Below are 12,826 nucleotides of genomic sequence, written 5' to 3'. Positions count from 1 at the left end.
GTGGAGTGTCACGAGAACAGCGCCCGGCCCCACCAGTCGCCCTTGTCGCGGACGCCCGGAGGGATCGCGAACAGCGCCGAACCCACGTGCTGGATGTACTCGTTGAGGGCGTCGGCCCGCGCCAGAGAGGTCTGCACCGGGATGAAGCCGGTCCGCACGTCCTTCTGGTACGCCAGGAAGAACAGCCCCGCCTCCAGGCGGCCGAGGCCGTCCGTTCCGTCGGTGAAGGAGTAGCCGCGGCGCAGGATCGTCGCCCCGCCGTTGGTGTCCGGATGGGCGAGCCGCACGTGCGAGTCCGGCTTCATCGCCTTCAGGAACGGCTCGTCGTGTTCCTTGGCCTTGCCGACGGGCGCGCCCTCGCGCTTGTCGCGGCCGAAGATGTCCTCCTGCTCGGCCAGCGGCGTACGGTCCCAGGTCTCGACGTTCATCCGGATGCGGCGGGCGACGAGGTACGAGCCGCCGTCCATCCAGGCGGCCGGGCCCGCGGCGTCCTTCCCGGAGACCCAGACGTGCTTCGCGAGCCGCTCGGTCTCGGTGCCCGCGATGTTGCGGGTGCCGTCCTTGAAGCCGAAGAGGTTACGGGGGGTCTGGGCGTCCGGGGTCGTCGAGGACGTCTTGCCGAAGCCCAGCTGCGACCAGCGCACCGCGACCTTGCCGAAGCCGATCCGTGCCAGGTTCCGGATGGCGTGCACGGCGACCTGCGGGTCGTCCGCGCACGCCTGCACGCAGAGGTCGCCGCCGCTGCGCGCCGGATCCAGGTTGTCGCCCGGGAACTTGGGCAGTTCCACCAAGGCCCCGGGCTGCTTGTCCTTCAGCCCGAAACGCCCGTCGAAGAGCGTGGGGCCGAAGCCGATCGTGAGGGTGAGACGGGAGGGCTTGAGGCCGAGGGCCTCGCCGGTGTCGTCGGGCGGCGCCTCCGGGAGGCCGCCGTACGCGCCCTCGCCGACCTCGGCCCCGGCCGTCATGCGCTCGGCCGCCCGCGTCCAGTCCTTGAGGAGCTGGACCAGCTCGGCGCGGTCGGTCGTCGTCACGTCGAAGGCCGCGAAGTGCAGCCGGTCCTGTACGGCGGTGGCGATGCCGGCCTGGTGCGGGCCGTGGAAGGGGACGGCCGCGCCGCTGTCGGCGACCGGTACCGGGGTGTCCCCGTCCCGTGCCAGCAGCGCGGCGGCGCCGCCCGCCGCGGCGGCACCGAGCGCGAGCCCGGCGCCGCCCAGGGCGATGACCTTGCGACGGGAGGGCGCGGCGGCCGGGGCCGTCGTCGTCTCCTGGTCTTCCTGGGTCTCCTCGGACATGTCCGCGCCTCCCCGTTCTCTCTGTCCGTTACTTGACGACGGCGGCGGAGAGCTTGGAGAGCGGCTCGGCCAGCGCGTTGACGCCGTCCGACAGCTCCTTGCGCTCCGCCGGGCCGACCTTCTCGTACGAGGTGAAGACGTAGCTGTTCTTGTCCGTGCGGTACTTGTCGAGCAGCGTGTTCAGCGCGGCGAACTGCTTCTCCAGTTCGGCGACGAGCTTCGGGTCGTTCTTCGTGGCGACCGGCCGCAGCAGGTCGAAGGACTTCTGCGCGCCCTCGACGTTGGCCTTGAAGTCGACGAGGTCGGTGTGGGAGTAACGCTCCTCCTCGCCTGTGACCTTGCCGGTGGCGACCTCGTCGAGGAGCTCCTTGGCGCCGTTGGCCATCGAGGTCGGGGTGATCTCGGCCTTGCCGACCCGCTTCACCCAGTCCGCGAGGTCCTTGTCGAGGAGGTCGGCGAGCTGCTTCTCGCGCTCGCCGAGCTTCTTGTCCTTCCAGAGGGCCTTCTCCAGGCGGTGCCAGCCGGTCCAGTCCTTTGCCGGGTCCTGGCCGGCCTCCAGGCCGTCCTCGCGGACGTCGACCTTGGGGTCGATGTCACCGAAGGACTCGGCGACCGGCTCGGTGCGCTCCCAGCCGATCCGGGACTCGGCGTAGGCCTTCTTCGCGGCCTCCAGGTCACCGGCGCGGACGGCGTCGGTGAAGACCTTCACCTTGGGGAGGGTCGCGTCGGCCTGCGCCTGGACGTACTGACGGTAGGCGGCGACGGCCGCGTCCATCTCGGGGGAGCGCTTGGCGCCGGCGGCGCCGCCGGTGGCCTTGACCTGCTGGCGGATGCCGTCGCCGACCATGCCGGGCTTGCAGGCGATCTCGTAGTCGCCGGCCTTGATCTCGGCGGTCAGGCTCGCCTTGGTCCCCGGGCCGATGTTCTCGCGCTCGGTGACGATCCGGTCGTCCGGGTAGAGGACGTAGACCTCGGTGACCTTGGAGCCGCGGTTCTCGACGGACAGCTGCACGTGGCCCGCGGGGAACTCCTTCTTCGAGACCTCGCAGGAGTCGTCCTTGGCGACGACGGTGACCGTGCCGTCGTCCGCCTTGGCGTCGCTCTTCTCGGTGCAGCCGGTGACGGCGGCCAGGGCCGCCGCGGTCGCGGCGGCGGTGACGACGGAGAGGCGAACGGCTCGCATGGGTACTCCAGGAACGCGGGGACGGGGACTGAGGCCGACCTAACTTAACCGAGGCTTACCTCAGCCATACCCGATCGTCCAGTGATTCAGCTCTCAGGTCCGGCGGACCGGACACGGCGGGATCACAGGGGCTTCATGGGGTCCTCATGGGGTGGTCAAAGGCGAGTCAAGAGCGGTGAATTGTCCCGTTTTCGAGTTCCTCGCGGACGGCGCCGGTCCGCTTCGGCACGACAAGCGGCACGCCGGTCCGCGGGTGCGGGAAGACCTCCACCGGCTGCCGGTAGACGCGGCTCAGCAACTCCTCCTCGAAGACCTCCGCGGGCGGCCCCTCCACCGCGATCCGGCCGCCGTGCAGCACCGCTACCCGGTCCGCGTGGGCGGCCGCGAGCCCGAGGTCGTGCAGCACGACCACCACCGCGTCCCCGGCCGCCGCCCGCTCCCGGCACACCCGCAGGACCAGTTCCTGGTGGCGCAGGTCGAGCGCGGCCGTCGGTTCGTCGAGCAGCAGGAGGCCGGTCCGCTGGGACAACACCCGGGCCAGCGCGACCCTGGCCCGCTCGCCGCCCGACAGCGCGGAGAACGGGCGTCCGGCGAGGGCCCCGACGTCGGTGGCCGCCATCGCCTCGGCGACCGCCGCCTCGTCCTCGTCCTCCCCCGCGGTCCCCGCCCACGGGGCCCGGCCCATCCGCACCACGTCGGCCGCGGCGAAGGGGAAGGAGAGCGCCGCGTCCTGCGGCAGCACCGCCCGTCGCAGGGCGAGTTCGCCGGGTGTCCAGCCGGACGCCGGCCGGCACCCGATCCGTACCTCTCCGGCGCTCGGGACGAGATCGGCGGCGAGCGCGGCGAGCAGGGTCGACTTCCCGGCGCCGTTGGGCCCGACCAGGGCGAGGACCTCTCCGGCCCGGACGCCGATGCCGACGTCGTCGAGGACGGCCCGGCCGCCCCGTTCGAGCCGTACGCCGACGGCCTCGGCGACCGTCGCGCCCGGCGCGGCGGGGGAGGGCAGGGTGCGCGTGCGCCGGTGCGCGAGTGCGGGGAGCAGCCCCCGGAGCCGTACGGACGTCATGCCCAACCACCTTGCCTGCGACGGGTCCTGCGCAGCAGCCAGAAGAAGAACGGGCTGCCGAGGAGGGCGGTGAGGACGCCCAGGGGAAGTTCGGCCGGGGCCGCGACCGTACGGGCCGCGAGGTCGCCGGCCGTGAGGACGACCGCGCCGCCGAGCGCGCTGCCCGGCACCAGGAACCGGTGGGCCGGGCCGTTCGCCATCCGCAGCAGATGCGGTACGAGCAGACCGACGAAGGTGCGGCGGCTCGGTCACCGCCTCCGGCGGCGCGAAGAGGCAGGGCGCCTCCTACGCGTTCGGCTTCGTCGAGGCCGACCTCGACGCCGAGGCCCGCAAGGCCGAGGCCGCCTTCTCCGGCAAGCTCGCCTTCGTCTGCGCCGCCCACGACATCAACTGGACCATCAGTGACGTGAGGGTGAAGGCGGCCGGCTCCACCGGCACCCTCACCGCCGACGTCACCAGCGCCCGGGGCACCCGGAACGACGTGGCCTTCGCCGACCTGGACCTGTCGGCGTCCGACTGGACGGCGCACGACGGGGTCGTCACCCTCGCGAACATTCCGGCCAGGCTGACGGCGGCCGGCTCCGCCACGTTCGCCGCCCCCGGAGGCCAGGGCGGCTACCCGACCGGCACCGCGATGGACCCGCTGACTCTCACCCTCTCGCTCGACGAGGACGCCACGCTGCCCTCGGCCTCCGGCGGGACCGGCGGCTCCGGCTCCACCGGCACCAGCGGCGGCGAGGCGGGCGGCTCGTCCACCACGGGCGGCGGCGGGACCGTCGGCGGCGCCGGTACGGTCGGCGGCGCCGGTTCCGCGGGCGGCTCCGGCTCCCTCGCGGCGACCGGCTCGGGCGCCCCGACCGGCCTCCTGCTCGGCGCCTCCGGCGCCCTCGCCGCGGCCGGAGCGGCCGTCGTCGTCGCCGTACGCCGCCGCGCCACGGAGTCCTGAACCACCGCCACGCCCTCGGGGCACCCACCGGGAACCGCCCCTCGGAAGAGGCAGGACCGCACCCGATTCGCGGGTGCGGTCCTGCCCGCGCGCCGCGAAATGGTTCAATTTCCGCCATGAACACGACCGTGCCCAGCACCGCCACCGACATCGACGTCCTCCGGGTCTTCTGCGCGGCCGACGGCCGGCACGGCAACGCCCTCGGGGTCGTACGGGACGCCCGTACCCACCCCGACGAGGCCTCCCGGCAGGCGCTCGCCAAGGAACTCGGGTTCAGCGAGACCGTGTTCGTGGACGACCCGGAGCGCGGGATCGTCGACATCTACACCCCCGGCCTGCGGCTGCCCTTCGCCGGACACCCGCTGGTCGGCGCCGCCTGGCTGCTCGACCTGGAGGTCGTCGTCCCGCCCGCGGGCGAGGTGTGGGTGCGCGGCGACGGGGAGTTCACCTGGATCGAGGCGCGCGCCGAGTGGGCGCCGCCCCGGACCCTGCGCCGGTACGGCTCCGCCGCCGAGGTGGACGCGCTCGACGTGCCCGAGCCGGGCGAGTGGATCTACGCCTGGGCCTGGGAGGAGGAGGCCGCGGGCCGGATCAGGGCTCGGGCGTTCCCCGGGCGCGGCGACGGCATCGACGAGGACGAGGCGACCGGCGCGGCGGCACTGCTGCTCACGGCGGAGCTGGGACGGGCCCTGAACATCACGCAGGGCCGGGGTTCGCAGCTGCTCACTGCCCCCGGCCCTGACGGCATCGTGGAACTCGGCGGACGGGTCCGCCTGGAGGGAACGCTCACGCGGTGAGCACGCGAAGGTCCTGAGGGCTCACGCGCCGAGGCCTTCCGGGCCCACCGTCACGCGCCGAGGCCTTCCGGGCCCACCGTCACGCGCCGAGGCCTTCCGGGCCACCCTCAGGCCGTCAGCGGGAACTCGCCGCCCAGCTGCTGGAAGACCGCGCTGTTGAAGGCGAACGCGCGCTTGCACTCGTCGACGATCCGCTGCTTCTCCAGGTCGTCGGCGTTCACCCCGTCCAGGAGCTCCCGGTACGCCCGCTTGAACGCGGCCGGGTTGGAGATCGTGTCGAACACGTAGAAGCGGACGCCGTCGCCCTTGCGTGCGAAGCCCCAGGTGCGCTCCGCCTTGTCGCGGATGATCTGACCGCCCGACAGGTCACCCAGGTAGCGCGTGTAGTGGTGGGCCACGTACCCCGCGGGCCAGTCACGGGCGCACTCGGCGACCCGCTCGGCGTACGCCACGGTGGCGGGCAGCGGGGAGACCCCGGCGCGCCAGTCGGGGCCCCGCAGATGGGCGAGGTCCTGCTCCAGGGAGGCCGTGCGGAACAGTTCGGGCTGTATGAAGGGCCCGGCGACCGGGTCCGAGCGCAGGGCCTCCGCGCCGTCCTCCAGGGCCCGGTACACGAACCAGAGCTGCTCGGTGTAGCGCGCGTAGGCGTCGACGGCCAGGCGTCCGCCCAGGAGGTCGCCCATGAACGACGACGTCTCCGCCTCCGTGTGCTGCTCGTGCGAGGCCGTACGGATGAGCGTGGAGAAGGGCGTGTCCAAGGCGTGCCTCCGGGACCGATGGGACGGGAACCAGTGACGATCCTGCCAAGTTAGGCTTACCTAAGTCAACTGGTTCCCGACGTCCTGTCGGTAAAGGCTCTACCCATTCGAAGGGCTAGGGCAACGTCAGGATCTCCGCCCCGGTCTCCGTCACGACGAGCGTGTGCTCGAACTGCGCGGTCCGCTTCCGGTCCTTGGTCACGACCGTCCAGCCGTCGTCCCACATCTCGTAGTCGTGGGTGCCGAGCGTCAGCATCGGCTCGATGGTGAAGGTCATGCCGGTCTTGATCTCGGTGGTGTGGTGGGGCGAGTCGTAGTGCGGGACGATCAGGCCGGAGTGGAAGGACGAGTTGATGCCGTGGCCCGTGAAGTCACGGACGACGCCGTAGCCGAAGCGCTTGGCGTACGACTCGATGACCCGGCCGATGATGTTGATCTGGCGGCCCGGCTTGACCGCCTTGATGGCCCGGTTCAGGGACTCCCGGGTCCGCTCCACGAGCAGCCGCGACTCCTCGTCGACGTCGCCGCAGAGGTAGGTGGCGTTGTTGTCGCCGTGGACGCCGTTGATGTACGCCGTGACGTCGAGGTTCACGATGTCGCCGTCCCGCAGGACGGTGGAGTCCGGGATGCCGTGGCAGATGACCTCGTTGATCGAGGCGCACAGCGACTTCGGGAACCCGCGGTAGCCGAGGGTGGACGGGTAGGCGCCGTGGTCGCACATGTACGCGTGCGCGACCCGGTCGAGCTCGTCGGTGGTGACACCCGGCGCGATGTGCTTGGCGGCCTCCTCCATCGCCTGCGCGGCGATGCGGCCGGCGATCCGCATCCGCTCGATGGTGTCGGAATCCTGCACCTCGGGCCCGCTGTACGGGGTCGGGGCGGGCTTCCCGACGTACTCGGGGCGGCGGATGGAGCCCGGAACGGAACGATGGGGGGAGAGCTCCCCCGGGACGAGAAGCGACTGGCCAGACATGCCAGCGAGTCTAACGACCGGGTCTGGGGCAGCATGGTCTCGGAGGAAGGAGCCGACGACGATGGCTTTGTTCAAGAAGCGCACCGCGGGCAAACCGGGTGAGTGGTACTACTGCCTGGAGCACCAGAAGGTCGAAGAGGGCCCCGACTGCCCGGCGAAGAACCGCTTCGGCCCGTACGCCACCCGCGAGGAGGCCGCCCACGCGATGGAGACCGCCCGCGAGCGGAACCTGGAGTGGGAGACCGACCCGCGCTGGCACGACACGGCGGGGAAGCCGGAATCGCAGGAGCCGCCGGACTGAGAGCCTTGCCTGTCCGACTGCCGGGACCCGGCCGGGACCGCTCACACGGTCCCGGCCGCCTCCCGCTCCGCCGCTTCCTGCCGGGCCGCCTCCTGCTGGGCCTTGCGGCGCAGCGAGTCCTCGTCGGTCTCGGAGTCGTACGTGAGCAGCTTCGGCAGCGCCAGGCAGAGCAGGCCCACCGAGGCGACGCAGGCCACGCCGCCCGTCCAGACGGCCGACCGGGTGCCGGTCCAGCCCGCCATCGCGCCCGCCCTGACCTGGCCCAGCTGAGGGCCGACGCTGTACGAGAGCACCTCGATGCCCGCGAGCCTGCCGCGCAGCTCCTCCGGGATCGTCTGGTTCCAGATCGTCGCCCGGCCCAGGCCGCTCAGCATGTCGCCGGCCCCGGCGAACGCCAGGCAGAGCAGCACCGGCCAGATGTTCCCGAACCAGCCCGCCGCCGCGATCGCCAGACCCCAGCCGGCGGCGCCCCCGACCACGAGCAGCCCGTGCCGGCGCACCGTCGACGTCCAGCCGCTGGTCAGGCCCAGCACCAGCGAGCCGACCGAACCCGCCGCGTACATCAGGCCGAGCGACCAGTCCGCGTCCAGCTCGTCCGCGAGGAACGGGAAGATCGTGTTCGGGAAGGCGAAGAACATCGCCGCGAGGTCGATCGCGTACGTGCCGAGCAGCACCGGCCTCGACCAGGCGTACCGCGCGCCCTCCGCGATGCCCCGCAGCGAGGGCTTCTCCGCGTCGTGCGCGGGCGGCGCGGGGGAGAGCCGGCGGCACAGCAGCACCGAGGCGGCGAAACCGACGATCGTCACCCCGTACGCGGGCGCGTGACCCGCGTACGCCACGACCAGGCCGGCGAGCGCGGGGCCCGCGATCGAGCCCATCTGCCAGCGCAGCGAGTTCAGCGCGGCCGCCGCGGTCTGGTGCTCGTGCGGCACGATCCGGGCCAGGAGCGAGTCCAGGGCCGGCCGCTGGAGCCCCGCGAGCGCCGAGACGCCGGCCGCGACCACGTACAGCGGCCAGAGCATCGGGGTCGGAAGCAGGGCGTTGACGAGCAGGATCGCGGAGAGCAGGCCGAGACCCGCCTCGGTCAGGAGGATCACCTTCCGCCGGTCGACCGCGTCGGCGAGCGCCCCGCCGTACAGACCGAAGACCACCAGCGGCACCAGCTCGACCGCGCCCATCGCACCGACGGCGAGCGGCGAACCGGTGAGTTCCTTGATCTGCAGCGGCAGGGCGATCATCGCCATCGCGCTGCTGAAGTACGTGACGAGCCCCTGCACCCAGAGCAGCCGGAAGTCCCGGGACGCGCGCCACGGCGCCAGATCGGGCAGGAGCGCGGAGAGCTTCGCGAAGGCAGCAGACACGAGAGGCCATGCTCCGGTGACGCACCGGACGGGGCAAACGATTTTCCCGCCGGCGCGCCGGCACGGCGGCGGCCGCTCCGGGCGGCCCTGCCCCCTCCTACCAGCGCGCCGGAGGCGGCGCCGTCAGCCGGTCCGCGAGGTCCGAGAGGCGGTCGCGGAAGCGCCGGTTCCCCCGCGGGGGCGGCAGGCTGTTCTCGCCGGCCGCCGCGCTCACCAGATGCTGCACCGTGTCCAGGTCCACCTCCGCCCCCTCCGCCACCGTGAGCGTCTCGTGCGCCAGCCCCCGCACCTCCTCGTCGCCGCCGTCGAGCGACAGCACCGTCGCCCCCGCCCGCCGGGCGTCGTGCACCCGCTGCAGAAGCCCCGCGTCCGGCCGGTCCGGCGCCACCATCAGCAGCGTCGCCCCGCGCCCCGCCCCCTCCAGACGACCGAGCCCCACCGCCAGATGCGCCGGATCTCCCGGCCGCACCCGGTGCCGTACCAGCGTCGGCGTCAGCTCGGGGATCCCCGACCAGGCCGACTCGTCGACCAGGTGCGCTGCCAGGTGCCAGGGCTCGTACTCCTCCGTGCCGACCAGGAGCAGCCCGCCCCGGTGCGGGACGACCGAGGACCGGAGCGCACCCGCGAACCGGCGGGCCGCCCGCGGCCACTCCGTCCCGGCGAGCACTTCCCGCAGCAACGCGACCCTTACGGCATCCATGGCCCCGCATCCTGCACCAGACACCGGCCCTCGCGGGGCCGGTTGTGGTGGTTCCACCCGTACGGGAGCCGCCCCGGCGGGCCGACCGCTCGGTAGTGTCGGGTCCATGACTTCCTCGACTCCCAGCACCCCCGCCGCCAAGGCCGCCCAGAAGGACCCGTGGGACCTCCCCGATGTCTCCGGCCTCGTCGTCGGCGTCCTCGGCGGCACCGGCGACCAGGGGCGCGGCCTCGCCTACCGGCTCGCCAAGGCCGGCCAGAAGGTGATCATCGGCTCCCGCGCCGCCGACCGCGCCCAGGAGGCCGCCGACGGGATCGGCCACGGCGTCGAGGGCGCCGACAACGCCGACTGCGCCCGCCGCAGCGACATCGTGATCATCGCCGTGCCGTGGGACGGGCACGCCAAGACCCTGGAGTCACTCCGCGAGGAGCTCGTGGGCAAGCTCGTCGTGGACTGCGTCAACCCGCTCGGCTTCGACAAGAAGGGCGCCTACGCGCTCAAGCCCGAGGAGGGCTCCGCCGCCGAGCAGGCCGCCGCGCTCCTCCCGGACTCCCGCGTCGCCGCCGCCTTCCACCACCTCTCCGCCGTCCTCCTCCAGGACACCTCCCTGGAGGAGATCGACACGGACGTGATGGTCCTCGGCGAGGAGCGCGCCGACGTCGAGATCGTCCAGGCCCTCGCCGGCCGCATCCCCGGCATGCGCGGCGTCTTCGCCGGCCGGCTGCGCAACGCCCACCAGGTCGAGTCGCTCGTCGCCAACCTGATCTCGGTCAACCGCCGCTACAAGGCCCACGCGGGGCTGCGCGTCACCGACATCTGAGCCGCTTCGGGGCAGGATGCCCGAGCCGGTCCCGGCCGGACGGAGGGCATGGGGGACACTGGACGGGCACAGCAGCCGTACCCGGACAGGAGCCGACCCCCATGCCCCGCCTCGCCCTCTTCGCCCTCGTGGTCTGCGCCCTGGCCGTCACCGCGGCCGTCGTCTCCTTCGTCGAGGGCAGCTTCCTCGGCGTCGTCTGGGTCCTGATCGCCGGCCTGTCCTCCAACATGACCTGGTACTACATCCGCCGCGCGAAGGTCGAGAAGGCCGCGGCCGCCGAGGCCTAGACCGGCCGCCCAAGCCCGGACCGGCCTCGGAGGCCGGTCCGGCCTTCCAGGGGTCACCGGCCTCAGACCTGGCAGAACTCCGGCGTCTCCTGCCAGAACCGGAACAGCTGCGAGCCGCAGTAGCGGGACAGCTCCGGCACCCCGAGCGAGCGCATCAGCGCGTCGATCGCGTCGAAGAAACCGTCGTTGACCGCCGGCACGAACAGCAGCGCGATCACGATGAAGAAGCCGTACGGCGCGTACGGCTCGATCTGCCGCTTCACCTTGTACGACAGCCAGGGCTCGACGATCCCGTACCCGTCGAGGCCCGGCACCGGCAGCAGGTTCAGGAGCGCCGCGGTCACCTGGAGGAACGCCAGGAAGGCCAGCGCGAACTGGAACGGGAGCGGGACGCCGTCGAGCGCGTCCAGCCAGAACGGGGCCGTGCAGACGAGCGCGAACAGCACGTTCGCGAGCGGGCCCGCCGCCGAGATCAGGCTGTGCTTCCAGCGGCCCTTGATCCGGCCCTGCTCGATGAAGACCGCGCCGCCCGGCAGACCGATTCCACCCATGATCACGAACAGCACGGGCAGGATGATGCTGAGGACGGCATGGGTGTACGCCAGCGGGTTCAGGGTCAGATAGCCCTTCGCGCCGACCGTGATGTCACCGCCGTGCAGGGCCGTCCGGGCGTGCGCGTACTCGTGGAGACAGAGCGACACCACCCACGCCGACGTCACGAAGAGGAAGATCGCCAGTCCGGGCAGGGCGGCGAAGTCCGTCCACACCGCCCAGCCCGTGACGGCCATGACGGCGAGGATCGCCAGGAAGACGGGGCTGATCCGCCGCTCGTGGCGCCGGGTGGTGGCCGTGGTCATCGCGGGAGCTCCCAGGGGACTGAGGTGGCGCCGTTCGGTGCCTGATGTGCGGGAAACGTATCGGGTGACGGGGCGAGTTCCGGAGTCGGGGACCCTCTCACGGAGAATGGGCCCGTGTACTACTCCGTCCTCGGCCCGACCCTCGCCCGCACGCCCGACGGCACCGACGTGGCCGTCGGCGGCCCGCGGGTCCGCGCCCTGCTCACCGTCCTCGCGCTGCGGGCCGGCCGGACCGTGCCCGTAGCGGACCTCGTCGACGAGGTGTGGCACGGCGACGAGCCGCCCGCCGACGCCGTCGCCGCGCTCCAGGCTCTCGTCGGACGGCTCCGCAAGGCACTCGGCAGGGACCGGATCGTCTCCGCCGAGGGCGGCTACCGGCTCGACGCCCGGCCCGAGGACGTGGACGCCCGCCGCTTCGAGCACCTGGCCGCCCAGGGAGTGGCCGCGCTCGGAGCCGGGGACCCGGCCCGGGCCGCCGCCCTCCTCGACGAGGCCCTCGGTCTCTGGCGCGGTTCCGCCCTCGCCGACCTGCCCGACCGGGACGCGGAGGCCCCCCGCTGGGAGGCCCGCCGCCTCGACGTCCGCCGGGCCAGGCTCGACGCCGCCCTCGGGCTCGGCGAGGCGCCCGCGGCCCTCCCCGAACTGACCGCCCTCTGCGCCGCCCACCCCCTGGACGAGACCCTCCAGGCGCTGCGGATCCGGGCCCTGCGGGACACCGGACGCGCGGCCGAGGCCCTCGCCGCGTACGAGTCGGTCCGGCGCGCCCTCGCCAACCGCCTCGGTACGGACCCGTCGCCGGCCCTGCGCGCCCTCCACGCGGAGCTGCTCACGGGACCGCGGACGCCCGAGCCCGCGCCGCCCGCGCCGCCCGCGCCGAAGCCCGGAAACGAGCCGAAGCCCGGAAAGGAGGGGACCGGGGAGAAGCGGGAGGAGAGCTCCGTCCGGGGCAATCTGCGCGCTCGGCTCACCAGCTTCGTCGGCCGCGACGAGGAGATCGCCGCCCTCCGGGACGACCTGCGCACGGCCCGGCTCGTCACCCTGCTGGGACCCGGGGGCGCCGGGAAGACCCGGCTCTCCCAGGAGGCGGCCGAGCGCGGGGCCGCCGACGGGGCCTGGCCGGACGGCGTCTGGGTCGCCGAACTCGCGGCCGTCACCGACCCGGAGGCAGTCGTGGAGGCCGTCCTCGCGGCCGTCGGCGCCCGCGAGACGGTGCTGCGCGGCGCCGGGGCCGAGGAGCTGCGGGCCGGGGACGACCCGCTCGGCCGGCTCGTCGAGCACTGCGCGGGCCGCCGGATGCTGGTGCTCCTCGACAACTGCGAGCATCTCGTGGCCGCCGCCGCCGCACTCGCCGAGACTCTGCTCGCCCGCTGCCCGGACCTTCGGATCCTCGCGACGAGCCGGGAGCCGTTGGGGGTGCCGGGGGAGGTGGTGCGGCCGTTGGGGCCGTTGCCGGTGGGGATGGCGTTGCGGTTGTTGGGGGAGCGG

At 73.2% G+C, this 12,826-nt stretch carries 13 protein-coding genes and 2 pseudogenes; 6 read left to right on the top strand and 9 right to left on the bottom strand.

Annotation, left to right across the window (positions count from 1 at the left end):
* Nucleotides 1–8 precede the first annotated feature (8 nt).
* The 4 genes and pseudogenes from efeB to IF00_RS41560 form a co-directional block, all read right to left on the bottom strand.
* Nucleotides 9–1,292 carry an iron uptake transporter deferrochelatase/peroxidase subunit gene (efeB, locus tag IF00_RS0124960; protein ID WP_030321610.1) on the bottom strand — a complete coding sequence of 428 codons (1,284 nt, stop codon included), beginning with the start codon at nt 1,290–1,292 and terminating at the stop codon, nt 9–11.
* A 28-nt stretch (nt 1,293–1,320) separates the two neighbouring features.
* On the bottom strand, nt 1,321–2,475 hold the full coding sequence (efeO, locus tag IF00_RS0124955; RefSeq protein ID WP_030321608.1) for an iron uptake system protein EfeO: 1,155 nt from the start codon (nt 2,473–2,475) through the stop codon (nt 1,321–1,323).
* A gap of 166 nt (nt 2,476–2,641) precedes the next feature.
* The gene (locus IF00_RS0124950; RefSeq protein WP_051820607.1) at nt 2,642–3,541 is read right to left on the bottom strand and encodes a heme ABC transporter ATP-binding protein; all 900 of its coding nucleotides are present in this window, start codon (nt 3,539–3,541) and stop codon (nt 2,642–2,644) included.
* Nucleotides 3,538–3,777: pseudogene (locus tag IF00_RS41560) on the bottom strand (iron chelate uptake ABC transporter family permease subunit); the annotation flags it as partial. The gene IF00_RS0124950 and the pseudogene IF00_RS41560, both read right to left, overlap by 4 nt.
* A gap of 14 nt (nt 3,778–3,791) precedes the next feature.
* Here IF00_RS41560 and IF00_RS46485 point away from each other — a divergent pair.
* Both IF00_RS46485 and IF00_RS0124940 read left to right on the top strand, forming a co-directional pair.
* Nucleotides 3,792–4,487: pseudogene (locus IF00_RS46485) on the top strand (HtaA domain-containing protein); the annotation flags it as partial.
* A gap of 116 nt (nt 4,488–4,603) precedes the next feature.
* Nucleotides 4,604–5,284 carry a PhzF family phenazine biosynthesis protein gene (locus IF00_RS0124940; protein ID WP_030321605.1) on the top strand — a complete coding sequence of 227 codons (681 nt, stop codon included), beginning with the start codon at nt 4,604–4,606 and terminating at the stop codon, nt 5,282–5,284.
* Between the two features lie 107 nt (nt 5,285–5,391).
* Here the strand turns inward: IF00_RS0124940 and IF00_RS0124935 are convergent, their stop codons facing one another.
* Together IF00_RS0124935 and map are read right to left on the bottom strand one after the other, a co-directional pair.
* Complete coding sequence (locus IF00_RS0124935; protein ID WP_030321603.1) at nt 5,392–6,042, bottom strand: biliverdin-producing heme oxygenase; 651 nt, start codon at nt 6,040–6,042, stop codon at nt 5,392–5,394.
* A 115-nt stretch (nt 6,043–6,157) separates the two neighbouring features.
* Nucleotides 6,158–7,015: a type I methionyl aminopeptidase gene (gene map / locus IF00_RS0124930; protein WP_030321601.1), complete on the bottom strand. Its 858-nt coding sequence runs from the start codon at nt 7,013–7,015 to the stop codon at nt 6,158–6,160.
* A 61-nt stretch (nt 7,016–7,076) separates the two neighbouring features.
* On the opposite strand from map, the gene IF00_RS0124925 reads away from it, so the two are divergent.
* Nucleotides 7,077–7,316, top strand: coding sequence for a hypothetical protein (locus tag IF00_RS0124925; RefSeq protein ID WP_030321599.1), 240 nt, complete (start codon nt 7,077–7,079; stop codon nt 7,314–7,316).
* 41 nt (nt 7,317–7,357) lie between these two features.
* Here the strand turns inward: IF00_RS0124925 and IF00_RS0124920 are convergent, their stop codons facing one another.
* Nucleotides 7,358–8,677, bottom strand: coding sequence for an MFS transporter (locus IF00_RS0124920; RefSeq protein WP_030321598.1), 1,320 nt, complete (start codon nt 8,675–8,677; stop codon nt 7,358–7,360).
* 97 nt (nt 8,678–8,774) lie between these two features.
* Nucleotides 8,775–9,377, bottom strand: coding sequence for a hypothetical protein (locus IF00_RS0124915; RefSeq protein WP_030321596.1), 603 nt, complete (start codon nt 9,375–9,377; stop codon nt 8,775–8,777).
* Nucleotides 9,378–9,483: 106 nt separating this feature from the next.
* Between IF00_RS0124915 and npdG the strand changes: the two genes are divergently transcribed.
* Together npdG and IF00_RS0124905 are read left to right on the top strand one after the other, a co-directional pair.
* Nucleotides 9,484–10,197 (top strand): NADPH-dependent F420 reductase, encoded by a 714-nt coding sequence (gene npdG, locus IF00_RS0124910; protein ID WP_030321595.1) that lies wholly within the window; start codon nt 9,484–9,486, stop codon nt 10,195–10,197.
* A 101-nt stretch (nt 10,198–10,298) separates the two neighbouring features.
* Entirely contained in the window at nt 10,299–10,484 is a 186-nt protein-coding gene (locus IF00_RS0124905) for a hypothetical protein (protein WP_030321593.1), read from the top strand.
* A gap of 62 nt (nt 10,485–10,546) precedes the next feature.
* On the opposite strand, the gene IF00_RS0124900 is transcribed toward IF00_RS0124905, so the two are convergent.
* Nucleotides 10,547–11,341, bottom strand: coding sequence for a site-2 protease family protein (locus tag IF00_RS0124900; RefSeq protein WP_030321591.1), 795 nt, complete (start codon nt 11,339–11,341; stop codon nt 10,547–10,549).
* Between the two features lie 114 nt (nt 11,342–11,455).
* On the opposite strand from IF00_RS0124900, the gene IF00_RS0124895 reads away from it, so the two are divergent.
* Nucleotides 11,456–12,826: AfsR/SARP family transcriptional regulator (locus tag IF00_RS0124895; RefSeq protein WP_030321589.1), on the top strand; the 1,371-nt coding region annotated here is incomplete at its 3' end.

Source organism: Streptomyces flavochromogenes (assembly GCF_000717595.1).
Taxonomy (GTDB): Bacteria; Actinomycetota; Actinomycetes; order Streptomycetales; family Streptomycetaceae; genus Streptomyces; species Streptomyces flavochromogenes.
Note: the sequence above shows the minus strand (reverse complement) of the source record. Positions and strands in the feature narration are given on the sequence as shown.